General features: G+C 69.2%; 17 protein-coding genes and 1 tRNA gene. 11 read left to right on the forward strand and 7 right to left on the reverse strand.

The genetic code is table 11. From position 1 onward, the window contains the following. Positions 1-49 precede the first annotated feature (49 nt). From N5I32_RS01980 to N5I32_RS01990, 3 genes are all read right to left on the reverse strand, one after another. Positions 50-126, reverse strand: a tRNA-Arg gene (locus N5I32_RS01980). A gap of 29 nt (positions 127-155) precedes the next feature. Continuing rightward, complete coding sequence (locus N5I32_RS01985) at positions 156-620, reverse strand: GNAT family N-acetyltransferase (protein WP_439648170.1); 465 nt, start codon at positions 618-620, stop codon at positions 156-158. Further along, a complete protein-coding gene (locus N5I32_RS01990) occupies positions 620-931 on the reverse strand; it encodes an ETC complex I subunit (protein WP_261493714.1) in 312 nt (103 codons plus the stop codon). The genes N5I32_RS01985 and N5I32_RS01990 overlap by 1 nt, the downstream gene beginning before the upstream one ends. 272 nt (positions 932-1,203) lie before the next feature. Here N5I32_RS01990 and N5I32_RS01995 point away from each other — a divergent pair, with 272 nt between their 5' ends. Beyond that, positions 1,204-1,980, forward strand: a complete 777-nt coding sequence (locus N5I32_RS01995) for a DUF5020 family protein (RefSeq protein WP_261493715.1) — start codon at positions 1,204-1,206, stop codon at positions 1,978-1,980. Positions 1,981-2,326: 346 nt separating this feature from the next. Then, the gene (locus tag N5I32_RS02000) at positions 2,327-2,782 is read left to right on the forward strand and encodes a MerR family transcriptional regulator (RefSeq protein WP_261493716.1); all 456 of its coding nucleotides are present in this window, start codon (positions 2,327-2,329) and stop codon (positions 2,780-2,782) included. Here N5I32_RS02000 and N5I32_RS02005 read toward each other — a convergent pair. Next, on the reverse strand, positions 2,779-3,435 hold the full coding sequence (locus tag N5I32_RS02005) for a class I SAM-dependent methyltransferase (RefSeq protein WP_261493717.1): 657 nt from the start codon (positions 3,433-3,435) through the stop codon (positions 2,779-2,781). The genes N5I32_RS02000 and N5I32_RS02005 overlap by 4 nt on opposite strands. Positions 3,436-3,446: 11 nt before the next feature. Continuing rightward, positions 3,447-4,292: a 3-methyl-2-oxobutanoate hydroxymethyltransferase gene (locus N5I32_RS02010; RefSeq protein ID WP_261493718.1), complete on the reverse strand. Its 846-nt coding sequence runs from the start codon at positions 4,290-4,292 to the stop codon at positions 3,447-3,449. A 214-nt stretch (positions 4,293-4,506) separates the two neighbouring features. Here N5I32_RS02010 and uvrB point away from each other — a divergent pair, with 214 nt between their 5' ends. The 3 genes from uvrB to N5I32_RS02025 all read left to right on the forward strand — a co-directional run bounded on the left by uvrB (position 4,507) and on the right by N5I32_RS02025 (position 10,298). Further along, positions 4,507-6,684, forward strand: coding sequence for an excinuclease ABC subunit UvrB (uvrB, locus tag N5I32_RS02015; protein ID WP_261493719.1), 2,178 nt, complete (start codon positions 4,507-4,509; stop codon positions 6,682-6,684). A gap of 150 nt (positions 6,685-6,834) precedes the next feature. Continuing rightward, on the forward strand, positions 6,835-8,658 hold the full coding sequence (locus N5I32_RS02020) for a PHA/PHB synthase family protein (protein ID WP_261493720.1): 1,824 nt from the start codon (positions 6,835-6,837) through the stop codon (positions 8,656-8,658). Positions 8,659-8,684: 26 nt separating this feature from the next. Then, positions 8,685-10,298, forward strand: coding sequence for an MBL fold metallo-hydrolase RNA specificity domain-containing protein (locus N5I32_RS02025; RefSeq protein ID WP_261493721.1), 1,614 nt, complete (start codon positions 8,685-8,687; stop codon positions 10,296-10,298). A gap of 56 nt (positions 10,299-10,354) precedes the next feature. Here N5I32_RS02025 and N5I32_RS02030 read toward each other — a convergent pair whose 3' ends face one another. Together N5I32_RS02030 and N5I32_RS02035 are read right to left on the reverse strand one after the other, a co-directional pair. After that, positions 10,355-11,698 carry an ATP-binding protein gene (locus N5I32_RS02030; RefSeq protein ID WP_261493722.1) on the reverse strand — a complete coding sequence of 448 codons (1,344 nt, stop codon included), beginning with the start codon at positions 11,696-11,698 and terminating at the stop codon, positions 10,355-10,357. Next, entirely contained in the window at positions 11,695-12,354 is a 660-nt protein-coding gene (locus N5I32_RS02035; protein ID WP_261493723.1) for a response regulator transcription factor, read from the reverse strand. The genes N5I32_RS02030 and N5I32_RS02035 overlap by 4 nt, the downstream gene beginning before the upstream one ends. Positions 12,355-12,505: 151 nt before the next feature. Between N5I32_RS02035 and N5I32_RS02040 the strand changes: the two genes are divergently transcribed. From N5I32_RS02040 to N5I32_RS02065, 6 genes are all read left to right on the forward strand, one after another. Beyond that, entirely contained in the window at positions 12,506-12,814 is a 309-nt protein-coding gene (locus N5I32_RS02040) for a PepSY domain-containing protein (protein WP_261493724.1), read from the forward strand. Continuing rightward, positions 12,807-13,454 (forward strand): cytochrome b/b6 domain-containing protein, encoded by a 648-nt coding sequence (locus tag N5I32_RS02045; protein ID WP_261493725.1) that lies wholly within the window; start codon positions 12,807-12,809, stop codon positions 13,452-13,454. Before N5I32_RS02040 ends, N5I32_RS02045 begins: the two co-directional genes overlap by 8 nt. Positions 13,455-13,618: 164 nt before the next feature. Next, positions 13,619-14,008: a hypothetical protein gene (locus N5I32_RS02050; protein WP_261493726.1), complete on the forward strand. Its 390-nt coding sequence runs from the start codon at positions 13,619-13,621 to the stop codon at positions 14,006-14,008. Between the two features lie 61 nt (positions 14,009-14,069). Then, a complete protein-coding gene (locus N5I32_RS02055; RefSeq protein WP_261493727.1) occupies positions 14,070-14,537 on the forward strand; it encodes a DUF2271 domain-containing protein in 468 nt (155 codons plus the stop codon). Positions 14,538-14,549: 12 nt separating this feature from the next. Then, positions 14,550-16,757, forward strand: a complete 2,208-nt coding sequence (locus N5I32_RS02060; RefSeq protein ID WP_261493728.1) for a PepSY domain-containing protein — start codon at positions 14,550-14,552, stop codon at positions 16,755-16,757. Then, on the forward strand, positions 16,738-17,718 hold the full coding sequence (locus N5I32_RS02065) for an FAD:protein FMN transferase (RefSeq protein ID WP_261493729.1): 981 nt from the start codon (positions 16,738-16,740) through the stop codon (positions 17,716-17,718). The genes N5I32_RS02060 and N5I32_RS02065 overlap by 20 nt, the downstream gene beginning before the upstream one ends.

A 17,718-nucleotide genomic window follows, 5' to 3' on the forward strand; every position in this document is an offset into this window, starting at 1 on the left:
CTTGCAAGTAACTGTTATTGCGGGGGCAAATTTGCCGGGTTTGTGCAAATGGCGATCCCGGGAGGACTCGAACCCCCGACCCGCTGCTTAGAAGGCAGCTGCTCTATCCAGCTGAGCTACGGGACCGTGGCCCCCTTTTGCGACAGTCCGCGCCGTCACGCAAGCCGGAGCGTCATGAAGACGCTGGCGGGATCGGGGCCGTAGCCCTCGAACGGGGGGCATTCGATGAACCCGGCCCGGGCGTAGAGCGCGCGTGCCGGCGCGAAGCCCGGCTGCGATCCGGTCTCGAGGCTGAGTTGCCGGATGCCCGAGGCCCGCGCCTCGGCCAGAAGGTGGTCAAGCATCGCCTGCGCCAGGCCGCGCCCGCGCTCTTCTGCCAGGATATGCATCGACTTGATTTCGGCGTGATCGCCCGTCAGGCGCTTCAGCGCGCCCATGCCGACGGGGCGGCCGTCCTCGTCCCGCATCACGAAGAAGGCGATCCCGGGCACGGCAAGAGCGGCGGCGTCCAGCATGTGGATGCTTTCGGGCGGCGTTTCGGCGTGCATGGCGGCGGTGTGCCGCTCCATCAGCAGCGCGAGGTCCGGCAAGGTCGGGCTTTCGCGACGGATCGCGGGCATCAGTGTGTCCAGGCGCCCTTGCGGTCGGTGGCGAAGTTCTCGCCATAGCCGCGCGGGCGGATATTGGGCGCGCGCTTGTGGGGCTCGGCCACGGTGTAGTCGATGCCGTGGTCGCGGGCATAGGCCTCGGCCGCCTCGCGGCTGTCGAAGCGGAGCCTGACCTGGCTTTGCGTGTCGGGCGATCCGGTCCAGCCCATCAGGGGGTCGATCTCGCGCGCCGCGGCGGGGGCGAATTCGAGGACCCAGACGCGGGTCTTTGCGGTGCCCGACTGCATCGCGTTGCGGGCCGGCTGATAGATGCGCGCGCGCATGGGAACCTCCGTGGAACCTCCGTGCTCTCGGCCCCTTATCGTGAAAGCGGCGGCCGCGCGCAAGGGGGGGCGCAAGTGGGACGGTGGGGGGGCGGTGTTGGGCGGCGCCCGCGCCGGCGCGATCACGGATCGGGCACTTTTCGCTCAATCGAACGTGCTGATTGCGTGAACGGGGACAGGTCTATCCTTCCCGACATGTCCGACCGGACTCGTCACAAGACCGCACCAGTGGCACCGCGACCGGCGACGGACCTGATCAGGGGAGGAACTCCATGACAAGACCCACCTTACCAGCGACACGCGCGGCCGCGCTGGCCCTGCTGTCGCTGGGCCTGTCCGGCACCGCCGCGCAGGCATTCTCCTACACCGATGTCCAGCTTCACTACGGCGACGGGTTCCGCCTTGGCCGCAACGGCATCGAGGAGACATCGCGCGCGGTCCTGACGCTCGAACACTTCTCCACCTTCGGATATGGCGACTTCTTCGCCTTCATCGATCTTTTCAACGATTTCGACGGGCCGGACACGAACACCGAAAGCGGCCACTACGGCGAAGCCTACCTGCATTTCAGCGGCAAGGCCTTCGGGCTGGGGCTTGGCGACGGGATCCTGCGCGACATCGGCGCGGACATCGGCATCAACCATGGCGACGACTTCGGCGTGGGGCTGATCGGTGCGCGGGCGGATTTCAACGTTCCCGGCTTCAATGTCCTCTCGCTCGGCCTCTATTCCTACAACAACTACCTCGACCCGTTCGACCGCGACCTCGATTCCACCTACCAGGTGACGATCGTCTGGAACGCGCCCTTCGAGATCGGCAACCAGAAGTTCACCGCGCAGGGCTTTGTCGATTTCATCGGCGACCAGGGGTCGGGGGTGGACGACCAGATCGTGTTTTCCCCGCAGCTGCGCTGGGATGTCGGCAACGCCCTTGGCCACGAGCCGGGCAAGTTCGACCTTGGCCTCGAATACACGCATTTCAACAACAAGTTCGGCGTGACCGGCGTTGATGACAACTCCCTCACCATCTTCGCCGCAATGAAGTTCTAGGGCAGGGGAATTTCCGGCATCAGGCTCCCTCCTGCGCCGGAAAAGCTCTGGAACTGGGCCAATCCCGGCCTGCCTGGCGGTTCCGGTCCGGCAGGTGGCGGGATTGGCCTGATTGCCGTCCATCGGGCGTTAGGTGCGAGCCGATGCTGCCGCCCGTCTCTCCGTGGTGATACTTGCGCTGGCAGCGGAAGCGATGACACCTTGCGGACATGCAGAGAGAATCGCCCCGCCCCCTCGACGACGCCCGCCCGCCGATGCCGCGCCCAAAAGGTCCGGCCGTGCGCCGTCCTGCGGGCGTTGATGGCGGCGGGCGGTCGGGGCCGGGCGGGCGGACGTGGGGGTGCCGATGAAGATCGGCGATCTTGTCCGCAGGTCCGGCCTGAGCGAGCGCATGTTGCGCCACTATGAATCGCTCGGCATCCTCTCGCCCTCCCGCAGTCCGGGGGGGACGCGCGAGTATTCGGAGGCCGATCTTCAGATCGCCCGCCTTGCCGGGTATTTCCGCGCCGTCGACGTGCCGCTTGAAGAGGTCGCGGCCGTCGCCCGGGAACGGGTGCACCACGCCACCGGGGACAGTTCGCAACGCGCGATCGGCGCGCTTCTGGGCGAACTGGCGCGCGAACTGGCGATCAAGGCCGAACGCGCCGCGACGCTGCAACGGCTTGTCGCAGAGGCGTCAAGCGCAGTGGCGCAGTGCAAGGGCTGCGAAAACCCGCCCGGCGCCGCGACCTGCCCGGACTGCCCGATGAACGACGCGGCCGAACGCAACGCGGTCGTGGCGATGATCTGGAAGGACGGCTAGGCGCGGAAGACGCGCCCGATCAGCGGCCATGACAGATCGAAGGGGGCCGCCAGTCCGGGCGCCTTTGGCAGCGGGATCGCCACGCCGGCCCGGCGCGCGGCGCGCGCGGCGCTCCAGCGGGAGATCTCGGCGTTCAGCCCGGCAATGTCGGCGCGGCGCCGCATTGCAGCCGTGGGCAAGGGAACCGGCTGGCCTGCAAACCCGAGGCCGCGATAGCCGGAGAGGACCCAGTCCCTCTCGCTTTCCCAGAAGGGGGCCAGCGCCGCGAAGGCGGGCCGGTAGAGCGGTCTGAGGGCTTCGGGAAGCACGATTTCCCCCCAGCAGAGCGCGGCGAAGACGCCGCCGGGGCGCAGGATCCGCCTCGCCTCGCGCAGGTGGGCGGGCACGTCGAAGTGGTGCAGCGCCTGCATCGACACGACAAGGTCGGCGCTGGCATCGGCAAAGGGCAGATGCTCGGCCCGTGCGGCCAAGATGGGGACGGCACACGGGACGCCCGAGTGCGGCGGGGCCGCGTCGGTGGCGATGGCGCGGGCGAAGGTGCCACCCAGAAAGGCGGTCACCTCGCCCGCGCCCGCGCCACATTCCACGCAGACGTCCCGGCGCGGGGGCAGGGACGCCAGCCAGCGGAAGAATGCGGGCGGGTCGAGCGCCATCGCCGGGGGCCTCAGGCGATGTCGCTCAGGAAGCGCGCGAACTCGCCCTCCGGCATGGTGTGGCTGAGGTCGGGGTTGGGGAAGGCGCCGCTGCGGGCCGCGGCGAAATAGGCCGAATAGGCCTTCTGCATCTCGCCCCAGACATCGCCGAACACCTCGCGCTTGGGCGGGATCGGAAAGACCGAACAGCCGATGATGTCGCTCGAGACATGGAAGATCCCGTGCGCGTAGGGGCCCGACCCAAGGCTTGCCACCGCGACGGGCAGGTTCTCGTAGCACCATTTCGTCAGTTCGACCGAGGTATGCTCGAAGAGCGCGGCGAATATCCCCGCGTTGATCGAGGCGCGGACCAGCCGGACGATGTCGGCCGCTTCCTTCGCGGTGCGGCCCGCCGACGCGTGGCCCGAGTTCATCACCGCGCGTTCACCCTGCACGCCGAAATGGCCGACGACGGGAATGCCCGCGTCGACGATCGCGCGGATATGCGGCACGGTGCCGAGCGAGGGTTCGATATGCACGCCGTCGGCCCCGAGCTTGACCACGCGCGCCGCGTTGCGCACCGATTCCTCGATCGAGATGCAGGCCGTCGTGTTCGGCATGTTGCAGATGATGAAGGGCGAGGAGGCCCCCCGCAGCACGCCCTGCAGCATGTAGAGCTGTTCCTCGAAGTCCACCGTGGCCATGGACTTGTGCCCCATCAGCCCCATCGGGCCGGGGCTGCCGCAGCACAGCAGGTCCATGCCCAGTTCCTCGGCCATCATCGCGCTGGGCGTGTCATGGCATTCCATGCCGATGATCCGTTCGCCGCGCTGAACCTTTTCGGCCAGGTGCTTCAGCCGTGTCTTGCGTCGTGCCATCCTTCGTCCTCCCTGATGGTGATGGTCCGGTGAGGTCAAAATCTGACATTAATGTTAGATTCGCAATCGAAACCTCTCGGTTCCCGGTCGCAGGTTGGCGGCGTGGCAGGCGCCGGTCTTTCCGCATTCGCCTTGAACAGGAACAAAAACAGATCAAATCTGTGGGGCGCGCGGGAATCGTCCATGTCTTCCGACGCCGCCAGAAGGTCAGGCCATGCCCCACAACAACACCAACATGCCGATGCACCGCCCGGAGGTCCTGACCCGGCCCAAGCTTGAAGGCGGGCGGCGCTTCGTGATGAAGACGGAGTTCAGCGCGGCCGGCGACCAGCCGACGGCCATCGCGGAACTCGCGGCGGGTGTGCTGGCGGGGGAGCGTGACCAGGTGCTTCTGGGTGCCACCGGCACCGGCAAGACCTTCACCATGGCGAAGGTGATCGAGGAGACGCAGCGCCCGGCGATCATTCTTGCGCCCAACAAGACGCTCGCCGCGCAATTATACGGCGAATTCAAGGGCTTCTTCCCGGAAAACGCGGTCGAATACTTCGTCAGCTATTACGACTACTACCAGCCCGAGGCCTACGTCCCGCGCACCGACACCTATATCGAGAAGGAATCCCAGATCAACGAACAGATCGACCGCATGCGCCACTCGGCCACGCGGGCGCTGCTGGAGCGCGACGACGTGATCATCGTCGCCTCGGTCTCCTGCATCTACGGCATCGGCTCGGTCGAGACCTATTCGGCGATGACGCAGGACCTGGCGGTCGGCGGGCTTTACGACCAGCGCAAGTTCCTGGCCGAACTGGTGGCGCAGCAATACCGCCGGCAGGACGCGGCCTTCCAGCGCGGCGCCTTCCGGGTCAAGGGCGACACGGTCGACCTCTGGCCCGCCCACCTCGAGGATCGGGCCTGGCGGTTTTCCTTCTTCGGCGAGGAGCTTGAGGCGATCACCGAGTTCGACCCCCTGACCGGCGCCAAGACCGACGCCTTCGAGAAGATCCGCATCTACGCCAACAGCCACTACGTCACCCCGCGCCCGACGCTGCAACAGGCGATCAAGGGCATTCGGGTGGAACTGGCCCAGCGGCTGAAGCAACTGACCGGCGAGGGCAAGCTCCTGGAGGCGCAGCGGCTGGAACAGCGCTGCAACTTCGACCTCGAGATGCTGGAGGCGACGGGCGTCTGCAACGGGATCGAGAACTACTCGCGCTACCTGACGGGCCGCGCGCCGGGCGAACCGCCGCCGACGCTGTTCGAGTTCATCCCCGACCATGCCATCGTCTTCGCCGATGAAAGCCACGTCTCGGTGCCGCAGATCGGCGGCATGTACCGGGGCGACTACCGGCGCAAGTTCACGCTGGCCGAGCACGGGTTCCGGCTACCCTCCTGCATGGACAACCGCCCCCTGAAGTTCGAGGAATGGGACGCGATGCGCCCGCAGTCCGTCTTCGTCTCCGCCACACCCGCCGCCTGGGAGCTGGAGCAGACGGGCGGGGTCTTCACCGAACAGGTGATCCGCCCGACCGGGCTTCTGGACCCGGAGGTGGAAATCCGCCCGGTCGAGATGCAGGTCGACGACCTGCTGGACGAGGTGCGGAAGGTGGCCGCGCGGGGCCTGCGCACGCTGGTGACCACGCTGACCAAGCGCATGGCCGAGGACCTGACCGAATACATGCACGAACAGGGCATCCGTGTGCGCTACATGCATTCGGACATCGACACGATCGAGCGGATCGAGATCCTGCGCGACCTGCGGCTGGGCGCCTTCGACGTGCTCGTGGGCATCAACCTTCTGCGCGAGGGGCTGGATATTCCCGAATGCGGGCTGGTTGCGATCCTCGATGCCGACAAGGAAGGCTTCCTGCGATCCGAGACCTCGCTGATCCAGACCATCGGCCGGGCCGCGCGGAACGCGGAAGGCCGCGTCATCATGTATGCCGACCGGGTGACCGGCAGCATGGAGCGCGCGCTGGCCGAGACCAACCGGCGGCGCGAAAAGCAGGTCGCCTACAACGAGGCCCACGGGATCACGCCCGCGACGGTCAGGAAGAACGTCGAGGATATCCTGGCGGGCCTCTACAAGGGCGATACCGACCAGTCCCGCGTCACCGCGAAGGTCGACCGGCCGATGGCGGGCGCGAACCTTGCCGCCCATCTCGACGCGCTGCGGCTGCAGATGCGCAAGGCGGCCGAGAACCTCGAGTTCGAGGAGGCCGCGCGGCTCAGGGACGAGGTCAGGCGGCTTGAGGCGGTGGAACTGGCCGTCGCCGACGACCCGCTTGCCCGCCAATCGGCGGTGGACGAGGCGGTGGAAGCGGCCGTCCGGACCTCCGGCCGGTCGACGGCCGGAAGGGCAGGGCAAAGGGGCGGGAAGAGGAGGCGGGGGTGACGATCGGGATGGAGGCGGCAGCCGGTTCCGCCTGTCCGGCCGCGGTGTTTCCCTGCGACCGCCTGTCGCTGCATGGGGACGGCCCGCGACTCCCGCGGGCAAATGATCCACAGTGTCGCGCGCCGGCGTTCTGACCGGCAGGGGGCAAGCATGGCCAGAAAGGCGTCGAAGACCGCGATCACGAAGCCGGCCGTTTCCGGGGCGGGGGCGCCCATGGTTCCGGCCGGGATCCCGCAGCCGGCCCCGAAAGAGCCGGTGCATCCCCGCCAGACTCTCGATCGCAGCGTCCGGGCGGCGATGGCGCAGCTGAGCGGCGGCGTCTCGGCGCATGCGTTCATCGGGGCATGGACCGACTGGCTCTATCACCTCGGCGAGTCGCCGGGACGTCAGCTGGAACTGATCGAGCGCGCGCAGCGCAATGCGCTGGCCCTGACCGCCCTGGCCGCCGGCGTCGATCGCGACAGCCCGCCGCCGTTCCGGCCAAAGCCCTTCGACCATCGCTTCGGCCACCCCGACTGGCAGAAGGAGCCGTTCCGGATGTGGCAGCAGGGGTTCCTGGCGGTGCAGGACTGGTGGGACCACGCGACGGACCATCTGCGCGGCCTTCGACCCGAGGATGCGGACCGGGTGCGGTTCATGGCGCGACAGGCCCTCGATACGGTCTCGCCCTCGAACTTTCCCGTGCTCAACCCCGAAATCCTCGCGGCCACCCTGGCTTCGGGCGGGCAGAACCTGATCGAGGGCGCGGCCAACTTCGCCAAGGACTTCTACCGGACCGTGACCCAGACCCACGACCCGGCCCCAGAAGGCTTCCGCGTCGGGCAGGACCTTGCCTGCACGCCGGGGACGGTCGTGTTCCGAAACGAGTTGTTCGAACTGATCCAGTATGCGCCGCAGACGGCCGCCGTGCAGGCCGAGCCGGTGCTGATCGTGCCGGCCTGGATCATGAAGTACTACATCCTCGACCTGTCGCCCCACGATTCGATGGTCCGCTACCTGGTCGGGCAGGGGTTCACGGTGTTCATGATCTCTTGGACCAATCCCACCGCGGCCCAGGCCGCACTTTCGCTCGAGGACTATCGCAAGTCGGGCGTGATGACGGCGCTGGATGCCGTCGGCCGGATCGTGCCCGACCGCAGGGTGCATGCCGTGGGCTACTGTCTGGGCGGAACGATGCTGGCAATCGCGGCGGCGACCATGGCGCGGGACGGGGACGATCGCCTGGCCACGGTCACGCTCATGGCCGCGCAGGTCGATTTCGCCGAGGCGGGCGAACTGCTCCTTTTCGTCGATGAAAGCCAGGTGGCCTTCCTCGAGGACATGATGTGGGATCAGGGCTATCTCGACCGGCCCCAGATGGCGCGGACCTTCTCCACCATCCGGTCCGAGGATCTGATCTGGTCGCGCGCGGTGCGACGGTACTTCCTGGGGCAACAGGACCAGCCCACCGATCTTGGGGTCTGGTCGGCCGACACGACCCGGATGCCCGCGCGCATGCATTCCGAATACCTGCGCGGCCTGTTCCTCGAGAACCGGCTGACCGCGGGGCGCTTCGCGGTCGAGGGGCGGGTGATCGCGCTCAAGGACATCTGTGTCCCCATGTTCGTCATCGCCACCGAAACGGACCACATCGCGCCCTGGAAATCCGTCTACAAGACCCAGCTTTTCACCGATTGCGATCTGAGCTTCGTGCTGACCTCGGGCGGGCACAACAGCGGCATCGTGAACCCGCCGGACGGTGATCCGCGCAGCCGCTACCGGCGCGGGCACCGCCCGGCAAAGGCGCATTACGAGGGGGCCGACCGCTGGCTGAACACGGCCGAGACTCGCGCGGGTTCCTGGTGGCCGGAATGGGCCGGCTGGATGGCCGACCACGGCACCGGCGCCGCGGCCGCCCCCCCCGCAACCGGCGCGCCGGACAGGGGAGTTTTCCCCCTCTGCGCCGCGCCGGGCACCTATGTCTTCCAGACATGACGCGCGCGCCCGGAAAGGACCTCAGAATGTCCCATCCCCGCCTCAGCTTCCATGGCGCTGCCGGGGCCGTCACCGGCTCCTGCTTCCGGCTGCAGACAGAGGCGGGGCAGGTGCTGATCGACTGCGGACTGTTCCAGGGGTCCAAGACCGAGAAGGAGCTGAACTACCGGCCCTTCCCGTTCGCGCCGGGCAAGATCGCGGCGGTGATCCTGAGCCATGCGCACATCGATCATTCCGGGCTGCTGCCCAAACTGGTGCGCCACGGTTTCTCCGGCGCCATCCACGCCACCCCGGCCACCATCGACCTGGCCGGGGTCATGCTCCCCGACAGCGCCCACATCCAGGAGATCGAGGTCGAGCAGTTCAACCGCCGCGCGGCGCATCGCAACCGCGACAGGGTGTCGCCGATCTATGACGGCACGGACGTCGCGGCCTGTCTTGACCTGTTGCGCCCGCAGGACCTGGGGGACTGGTTCGCCGTACTCCCCGGCCTGCGCGCCAGGTTCTGGAACGCCGGGCATCTTCTCGGGTCAGCCTCGATCGAGATCGAGCTGGCGCAGGGCGGGGACGAACCGCCGCTGCGCCTCATGTTCTCGGCCGATATCGGCCCGGACAGCAAGCTGATGCATTCCGACCCGGAGGGGCCGAGCGGCGTCGATTACCTGATCTGCGAATCCACCTATGGCGACGTGGACCGCGAGGAGGCGACCGCCGCGCGCCGCCGCGCCCTCCTGCGCGAGGAGGTGCGGGCGGCGATGCATCCGAACGGTGCGCTCCTGATCCCGTCCTTCGCGGTCGAGCGGGCGCAGGAGCTGATCAGCGACATCGGCCGCCTGATCGCAGACGGCGAACTGCCCGATATCCCCATCCACGTCGACAGCCCGCTGGCAACGCAGGCGACCCGGATCTTTGCCAGGCACCATCGCGAACTCGAGGAGGGCGCGGTGCTGATGCGGGGCCTGCGGGCCCGGAACCTGCATTTCACCGAGACGGTCGAACAGAGCAAGGCGCTGGACCGCCTGCACGGGTTCCACATCGTCATCGCCGCCTCGGGGATGTGCGACGCCGGCCGCATCCGGCACCGGCTGCGGAACTGGCTGTGGCGCGACGAGGCGACGGTGCTGTTCACCGGCTATCAGGCCGAGGGGACGCTGGGCCGCATCCTGCAGGACGGTGCGCGGTCAGTCCGCATACAGGGCGAGGAATTCAGGGTCCGCGCCCGCATCCGCTCGCTCGACCTCTATTCCGGGCACGCCGACGGCCCCGAACTGGCGGACTGGATCAAGGCGCGGTTGCCGCTGGCGCATGACCTGTTTCTGGTCCATGGCGAGCCGGACGCGATCGAGGGGCTGGCCGCGCGGCTGGCCGGGGTCGTCGATCCGGACCGCATCCTGCGGCCGGTGCTGGACGAGGAATTCGAACTGACCGCCACGGGGGCGCGCCGCCTTGGCGGGGCTGCTCCGCGCCGCCTGCGCCCCGAAATGGTTGCCCGTCTCGACTGGCACAACGATGTCTCGCGGCTGATCCTCGACATCAACGAGGCCCTGGCCTCGGAGCCGGACGAAAAGGTGCGTGCCGTCCTGATCCGGCGGCTGCGCCGGGCGCTCGACCCGGACGAGGGTGCGGGCCGCAGGGCCTGACGGCCCCGCTGCAAGGCCGGTCCCCGTCGCGTGCGCTGCGGCCCATTGCAGGGCCATCAGGCCCCGTCCGGCGGGCACTCCGGCAGCCGGATCGTCGCCTCGAACCCCGCATCATGGCCCGATCGGGGCGAATCGAGGGTCAGGCCGCTGCCGATCCTTTCGGCAATCGCCGACACGATGGCGAGGCCGAGGCCGCTGCCGTCGCCCCGGGCACCCGCCCGTTCGAAGCGGCGTGTCAGGCGATCCAGAACGGCTGACGGCACGACAGGCCCATCATTCGCCACTGAAAACATGCCATCCTGCGCGAGGGTCACCTCGACCGGTCCGGCCGGTGCCCCATGCCGCAGCGCATTCTCGACGAGGTTGCGGAACAGGATGGCGAAGGCGTCCGGGTCAAGGTCGGACATGACGGATGCCTCGGGCAGCGAAAGCCTGATGCGACCCGGCCCCGCCAGCGGCGCCATCTCGTCGGTCAGGATGCGGGCGAGGGGGCGAAGGTCCGCGGCCCGGTCACGCCGGAGCCGGGCGCCTTCCGCGCGCGCGAGTTGCATCAGCCGCTCCGACAGACGCGTGAGGCGCTTCAGCGTGGCTTCCATCTCGGCCGCCCGTGCCCTCGCCGCGTCATCCCGCGTTTCCGACTGAAGCCGCTGTGCCTGTGCGATCGCCCCGGCCAGGGGGGTGCGCAGTTCATGCGCGGCATTCGCGGCAAAGTTGCGTTCGGCCTCGAATGCCGCGTCCAGCCTGGCCAGCAGGCCGTTCATCGTCTCGGCCACGGGGGCGATCTCGGCGGGCAGATCGACGCTGGCGACCGGGCTCAGGTCGCGCGCCCCGCGCGCGGCCAGCCGGTCGCGGAACTGCCTGAGCGGCGCAAGGCTGGCGCGGACGGCGAGCACGATGGCCAGAAACGTCACCGGCAACACGATCAGGAGCGGCAGGCCGAGGCCCATCTGGATTTCCCGTGCGATGCCGGCGCGGTGATCCAGTGGTTCTGCGACGGTGATCCGGATCGTGCCCCGGACGGCTTCGTCGCTGAAAAGCCGGTGTGTCGCGGTCTGCCGGAACCCGGTCCCGTCCCAGGCCGGAAAGACCGCCGGATCGGCGGCATGGGATTGCAGCAGCACGCGCCCCTGATCGTCGCGCACGATGTAGGTGAAGAACTCGTCATGTTCCCGGATCGCGGCGAGGCGCTGGCTGATGCCTTCCTCCTCGCGGTTCAGGATGTCGACGACGGCCAGCGGCAGGATGCGCTGCGCGGTTTCCTGCAGGGCCGCATCGAAGACCTCCTCGATCTCGGCGCGCGCGATCAGGGCCGTCACGCTGGCCGCCGTCACCCAGAGCAGCGTCAGCGCAATGCCCAGCCAGAGCCCGAGGCGCCCCTGAAGGCTGCGCGGACCCCTCATCCCCGGCCCAGCCGGTAGCCGAGACCGCGTTCGGTCTCGATCACCTCGGCGCCCAGCTTCTTGCGCAGGCGGCTGACATGGACCTCGATGGTGTTGCTTTCGATCTCGGCCCCGAAGGCATAAAGCTTGTCTTCCAGCTGCGCCTTGGACAGAAGCTGGCCGGGACGCGACAGGAAGGCCTCGAACAGCGCCCATTCGCGCGCGGTCAGGCCGACGGGGCGGCCGTCGCGATGGATGCTGCGGGCAGCGAGGTCGATCTCCAGCGGTCCGTGCGTGACGATCGGGTTGGGGTTGCCGGCATAGCGCCGCGCCACCGACCCGATCCGCGCCGAAAGTTCGGCCAGATCGAAGGGTTTCACCAGATAGTCGTCTGCCCCGGCGTTCAGCCCCTCGATCCGGTCGCTGATCTGGTCGAGCGCGGTCAGGATGATGACGGGCGTCACGTCGCCCCGCGCGCGCAGGCGGCGCAGGAACGGGATGCCCCGGCCGTCGGGCAGCATCAGGTCGAGAAGCACGAGGTCGAACGCCGTGCCCCTCAAGGCATCCCCGGCGGCGTCCAGTCGCTGCACCCAGTCGACGGAATGGCCATCGGCCGCAACCTGGTCACGCACGGCTGCGCCCAGAACCAGGTCATCCTCGATCAGCAATATGCGCATGCTCTCTTGCCGTCCCTGTGGCCCGTGCTGCGTGCCTTCTGCCCCGCGCCCCTGACAGAAAGCTGAAGCGTCCTCTTCCCCGTCTTCAGGCTGCCGTCAGCTTCGGCGCGCATCACATCCTCCAGACTGGCCGTAACCCGGAGTGTGGCCCATGCGAAAGGCCCTGACAATTCTTGCTTTTCTGGCGGCGATTCCCGCCGGGGCGGCGTTCGCGGACGATGACTGCTTCGTGCCTATGGCCGATTGGCAGCCGCGTGAGGCCGTCGCCCGGCTCGCGGCCGAGCAGGGATGGGCGGTGCGCCGCATCAGGATCGACGATGGCTGCTACGAGATCGACGGCCGCGACGCCGAGGGCCGCGCCATCGAGGTGAAGGTCCATCCCGGCACGCTCCGGATCGTCGAGCTCGAGTTCGAGGATGACGATCAGGGCCACGAACGCGAGGGGCAGGAGGATGACTGAGCAGGCATTCGAACGTGACGCCGGGGCCGGGACGGTGCGCGTCTGGGATCCGCTGGTGCGCGTCTTCCACTGGAGCCTGGTGGCCGCCTTCGCGATCGCCTGGCTGAGCGCCGACGAGGCGCAACCCATCCACGAGGTCGCGGGCTACGCCGTCGCCGGTCTTGTCGCCTTCCGGCTGGTCTGGGGGTTTGTGGGCAGCCGCCATGCCCGCTTTGCGGATTTCGTAAAGGGGCCAAGGGCCACGCTTGCCTATCTCGGCACTCTGCTGCGCGGGTCCGAGCGCAGGTATCTGGGGCACAACCCGGCCGGGGCTGCCATGGTCGTGGCGCTGCTCCTGACGCTTTCGGGCACCGCGTTCACCGGCTGGCTGATGGCGGAGCCGTCCCGCGTGGCGATGCTGCCCGGCCTGCCGCAGATCGTGACGCCCGCCTGGGCGGACGATGACGAAGAGGACGGCGGGGAATCGGAGGTCGAGGATCTGCTTGAGGAGGTGCACGAGACGCTGGCCAACCTCATGCTTCTGCTCGTGGCGCTTCATGTCGGTGGCGTCGTTCTCGCCTCGCTCCGCCATCGGGAGAATCTGGCCCGTGCCATGGTCACCGGCGACAAGCGGGCGCCCGGCCCTGGCGACGTGGCCTGACGCGGGCCACGCATCACCCGTCCCCGTGGTCCGGTTGGCCCCTCCCTTGCCGGGTGGGGCCATCGACTTCCTGACACCAAGCTGAAGCACGAAGGGCCGGGCCGTCAGCAACCGCTCAGGTCGCGCGCACAGACAGGCTTCATCGCATTCACGGAGATACAGCCATGAAGACCCGCCTTTCCCTTCTCTTCGCCTCGACGACCCTTGCCGCGGCGCTTGGCCTGCCGGCGCTTTCGGCAATGGCGTCCCAGGACAGCGTTGCTGGCCCGTGCAGCGGCGCCTCAGCCGCGCTGTTCGACACGGACGGACGGCCCCTGCAGCCGATCCGGGTCAGCGGAGACGATGACGACGAGGATGACGGCGGCTGGTTTGGCCGCTGGCGCGATGACGATGACGATGACGAGGATGAGGACGACGACTGCGACGATGATGACGACGATGACGACTGCACGGGGGCCCGAGGCAGGGCCAATCCCGCGCCCGCGGGCACCGTCGCTCCACCGGCCAACGGGCTTTTCGGAACCGGCGCGCCGCCCCGCGCCGTGACCAACTGACCCCGACGGACCGCGGCGCGCACGCCGTCTGACCCGAGACCAGAAGCCAAGGAAAGATCAGATGAAATCCCTTCCAGCCGCACTTGCACTGACCACCGCGCTGACCCTGCCGGGTCTGGCGTTGGCCCGCCCCGTCACGCTTGCCACGACCCTGAATGCCTATGGCGGCGATGGCGCCTATCTCGCCCTCTACGTCACCGATCCCTCCGGCGCCTATGTGGGCAGCCTGTGGATGGCCGGCGGCAAGTCGAAATACTACGAGCATCTGAGCGACTGGCATGCCGCCACCGGGGGCGATCCCGCGCAGGTCGACGGCATCACCGGGGCCAGCGTCGGCGCGGGCCGGACGCTGGAGATCACGCTGGACCTGGCCGATGCGCTGTTCGACGCCGGCTATGTGCTGCACATCGACGCTGCGGTCGAGGAGATGCGCGACAGCCCGAACGAGATCGCGGTGCCGCTGACGGCCTCCGGGGCGGGCACGCCGGTGCCGGGCCGCCGCTACATCGCCAGCTTCACCTACCGGTAAGAGGCCGGCCCGATGATCCGCGCGCTTCACCGCTGGCCGGGGCTTCTGGCCCTGGCCCTTGTGACCGTCCTCGCGCTCAGCGGTGCGGCGCTGTCGGTCTTTCCGGCCGCGGAGCGCCTGTCGGCCCCGCGTCCCGTCGCGGGGCAAGGCGTGGCCGATCTGGCCGCGCGGGTTGCCGCGGCCCATCCGGGGCTGGAGGAGATCCGCCGGTCACCGTCCGGCACGATCACCGCCTGGTGGTTCGACGGCGGCACGCCGGGGTCGGCGGTGATCGACCCGGCGACCGGAGCGGATGCCGGCTCGGCCGATCCAAACCCGGTGGAACGCTGGCTGACCAACCTGCACCGGTCGCTGTTTCTGGACGACGCCGGGCGCCTGGTGATGGCGGCGGGGGCGGCGGCGTTGCTGGTGCTGTCGCTCTCGGGCGCGGCGCTGGTCGCGCGGCGCGCGGGCGGCTGGCGGCACTGGTTCGCGCGGCTTCGCGGACCGTGGCCCGGGCGGCTGCATGTGGAGATGGCGCGGGTCGCGGTCTTCGGCCTTGCGCTGTCGGGCGCGACGGCCCTGTGGATGACCGCCTCGACCTTCGACCTTCTGCCCGATGGCGCCCTGCGCCCGGCCGCGCCTGCCCTGGTGAGCGGGCAGACGGACTTCCCGCTGGACCGGATGGCCGCGCTCAGGGACATGCCGGTCGAAAGCCTCCGCAAGCTGAGCTTTCCCTTCGAAGGTGACGCGCAGGACGTGTTCACCCTGTCCACCGAGACCGGCACGGGTCTGATCGACCAGGGCACGGGTGAACTGCTGTCCTGGACCGGCCTGACGGCGTGGCAGCAGGTGTCGGAGACCATCTACATGCTGCATACCGGTCAGGGCGCGGCGGTTCTGGGCCTGGTCCTGGGCCTGATGGCGCTGGGCGTGCCGGCGATGGGTGCGACCGGCGCCCTGGTGTGGGCCGCCGGACGCCGGGGCCGCCCCCGCCTGCGGGACAACGCCCCGGCCGCCCGCGCGCAGACGGTGATCCTGGTCGGCTCCGAAGGCGGCAGCACCTGGGGCTTTGCCGCGACGCTGGCCCGCGCCCTGCGCGAGGCCGGTCAGGCGGTGCATCTGGCGCCGATGTCGGCCTTCGACCCTGCCCGTCATCCCCGCGCCGAGCGGTTCCTGATCCTGGCCGCCACCTATGGCGAGGGCGATGCCCCGGCCTCGGCCAAGTGGTTCCTCGACCGGCTGGCGGGCTTGGCGGCGGCGCCGCAGGCCCCGCTGGCCGTCCTGGGTTTCGGCGACCGCAGTTTCCCCGCCTTCTGCGCCTTCGCGGCCAAGGTTGAACGGGCGGCGCGCGCCAGGGGCTGGGCAAGCCTGCTCCCGATGGACACGGTGGACCGCCAGTCGCCGCAGGATTTCGCCCGCTGGGGCCGGGCGCTGGGGACGGCGCTTGGCGTGCCGCTGGAGCTTGACCACCAGCCCGCCCGACCCGCCGCCGAGAGCCTGACCCTGATCTCGCGCCGCGATTACGGGGCCGAGGTGCAGGCCCCGACCGCGATCCTGCGCCTTGCCTTGCCGAAGGCCGGCCTTTGGGCACGCATCGCCGGCCGGGGCCTGACGCGGTTCGAGGCGGGCGACCTGCTGGGCATCCTGCCCGAGGGATCGGCCGTGCCGCGCTTCTATTCTGTGGCCTCCGGCAGCCGGGACGGCTTCATCGAGATCGCGGTGAAACGACACCCCGGCGGGTTATGTTCCGGCCAACTGCTGTCGCTGGAACCCGGCGACCGCGTGCAGGCCTTCCTGCGCCGCAATCCGGGCTTCCATGCCGGCCGCGGCCGGGCGGCCCTGATCCTGATCGGGGCGGGAACCGGGATCGGGCCGCTGGCGGGGTTCATCCGCGCCAACGACCGCCGCCGCCCGGTGCATCTGTTCTTCGGGATGCGCCATCCGGACAGCGACTTCCTCTATGAAAGGGATCTTGCCGCGTGGCATGCAGACGGGCGGCTTGCCAGGCTGACGACCGCCGCCTCGCGCGGGGCAAGGCCGCATTATGTGCAGGATGCGCTCAGGGCCGAGGCCGCGCAGGTCATCGAGGCAATCCGCAAAGGGGCAAGGGTCATGGTTTGCGGCGGGCGTGACATGGCGCAAGGCGTGGCCTGCACGCTGGAGGATATTCTTGCGCCGGCGGGCCTGACACCCGCGATGCTGAAGGAGCGGGGGCGCTATGCCGAAGATGTCTACTGACCTTGTCCGTCACGCGCTGAACGGCGCCACGATGGGCACGCGCTGGACGGCCCTGTTCTTTGCCGCCCCCGGCTTCGATCCCGCCCCGGTGCGGGCCGCACTTCAGGCCGCGGTCGATGCGGTGGACGCGCAGATGTCCACCTGGAGGCCCGACAGCGACCTGATGCGCCTGAACGCGGCGCCGGTGGGCGCATGGCTGCGGGTTCCGCCCGACCTGGCGCGTGTTCTTGCGCTGGGCCTCGCCATCGGCCGCGCCTCGGGCGGGGCTTTCGACATCGGCCAGGGCGATGCAGTCCTTGCCTGGGGCTTCGGCCCCGGCGCGGCCGACCCCAAGGCCATCCGCGCCGCGACAGAGGCCCCGCGTCGCCCCGCCTTCGAGGTGCTGGAACTGGCCGGGGACAGGGCACGCAAGGCCGCGCCCGTCACGCTGGACCTGAACGGCATCGCCAAGGGATACGGCGTCGACCGGCTGGCCGAGGTCCTGCGGGGTCACGGCATCCGCGACGGACTGGTCGGCATAGACGGCGAGATGCGCGCCCTCGGCCTGCGCCCCGATGGCACCCCCTGGACCGTCGCGGTCGAGGCGCCCGACCCCGATCGACGCGCGCCCCATTCGATCCTGAGCCTTTCGGACGCCGCCGTCGCGACCTCGGGCGATTACCGACACCGGGTGAAAGTGCAGGGCCGGCACCTTTCGCACACGATGGACCCGGAACGGCGCGCGCCGCTGACGGCATCGCCCGCATCGGTCACCGTGGTCGCGCCCGCTTGCGTCGCGGCCGATGCCTGGGCCACGGCGCTGATGGTCGCCGGCGCGGTCGCCGGGCACCGGATGGCGGAGCGGCATGGCCTCGACGCCCTCATCATCTCGCGCGATGATGCGGGCGGCTTGCAAAGCAGGGCGGTTGGCCGCCTGTTCTCGATCGGGATCGCGGCGACAGTCCCGGCCATCGTGGAGTAG

The organism is Albidovulum sediminis (genome assembly GCF_025380365.1).
Classification (GTDB): Bacteria; Pseudomonadota; Alphaproteobacteria; order Rhodobacterales; family Rhodobacteraceae; genus Albidovulum; species Albidovulum sediminis.

Excerpts from the sequence above, each read along its gene's own strand:
- N5I32_RS01985 (WP_439648170.1), bottom strand. The coding sequence starts at position 620 with ATGCCCGCGATCCGTCGCGAAAGCCCGACCTTGCCGGACCTCGCGCTG.
- N5I32_RS01990 (WP_261493714.1), bottom strand. The coding sequence starts at position 931 with ATGCGCGCGCGCATCTATCAGCCGGCCCGCAACGCGATGCAGTCGGGC.
- N5I32_RS01995 (WP_261493715.1), top strand. The coding sequence starts at position 1,204 with ATGACAAGACCCACCTTACCAGCGACACGCGCGGCCGCGCTGGCCCTG.
- N5I32_RS02000 (WP_261493716.1), top strand. The coding sequence starts at position 2,327 with ATGAAGATCGGCGATCTTGTCCGCAGGTCCGGCCTGAGCGAGCGCATG.
- N5I32_RS02005 (WP_261493717.1), bottom strand. The coding sequence starts at position 3,435 with ATGGCGCTCGACCCGCCCGCATTCTTCCGCTGGCTGGCGTCCCTGCCC.
- N5I32_RS02010 (WP_261493718.1), bottom strand. The coding sequence starts at position 4,292 with ATGGCACGACGCAAGACACGGCTGAAGCACCTGGCCGAAAAGGTTCAG.
- uvrB (WP_261493719.1), top strand. The coding sequence starts at position 4,507 with ATGCCCCACAACAACACCAACATGCCGATGCACCGCCCGGAGGTCCTG.
- N5I32_RS02020 (WP_261493720.1), top strand. The coding sequence starts at position 6,835 with ATGGCCAGAAAGGCGTCGAAGACCGCGATCACGAAGCCGGCCGTTTCC.
- N5I32_RS02025 (WP_261493721.1), top strand. The coding sequence starts at position 8,685 with ATGTCCCATCCCCGCCTCAGCTTCCATGGCGCTGCCGGGGCCGTCACC.
- N5I32_RS02030 (WP_261493722.1), bottom strand. The coding sequence starts at position 11,698 with ATGAGGGGTCCGCGCAGCCTTCAGGGGCGCCTCGGGCTCTGGCTGGGC.
- N5I32_RS02035 (WP_261493723.1), bottom strand. The coding sequence starts at position 12,354 with ATGCGCATATTGCTGATCGAGGATGACCTGGTTCTGGGCGCAGCCGTG.
- N5I32_RS02040 (WP_261493724.1), top strand. The coding sequence starts at position 12,506 with ATGCGAAAGGCCCTGACAATTCTTGCTTTTCTGGCGGCGATTCCCGCC.
- N5I32_RS02045 (WP_261493725.1), top strand. The coding sequence starts at position 12,807 with ATGACTGAGCAGGCATTCGAACGTGACGCCGGGGCCGGGACGGTGCGC.
- N5I32_RS02050 (WP_261493726.1), top strand. The coding sequence starts at position 13,619 with ATGAAGACCCGCCTTTCCCTTCTCTTCGCCTCGACGACCCTTGCCGCG.
- N5I32_RS02055 (WP_261493727.1), top strand. The coding sequence starts at position 14,070 with ATGAAATCCCTTCCAGCCGCACTTGCACTGACCACCGCGCTGACCCTG.
- N5I32_RS02060 (WP_261493728.1), top strand. The coding sequence starts at position 14,550 with ATGATCCGCGCGCTTCACCGCTGGCCGGGGCTTCTGGCCCTGGCCCTT.
- N5I32_RS02065 (WP_261493729.1), top strand. The coding sequence starts at position 16,738 with ATGCCGAAGATGTCTACTGACCTTGTCCGTCACGCGCTGAACGGCGCC.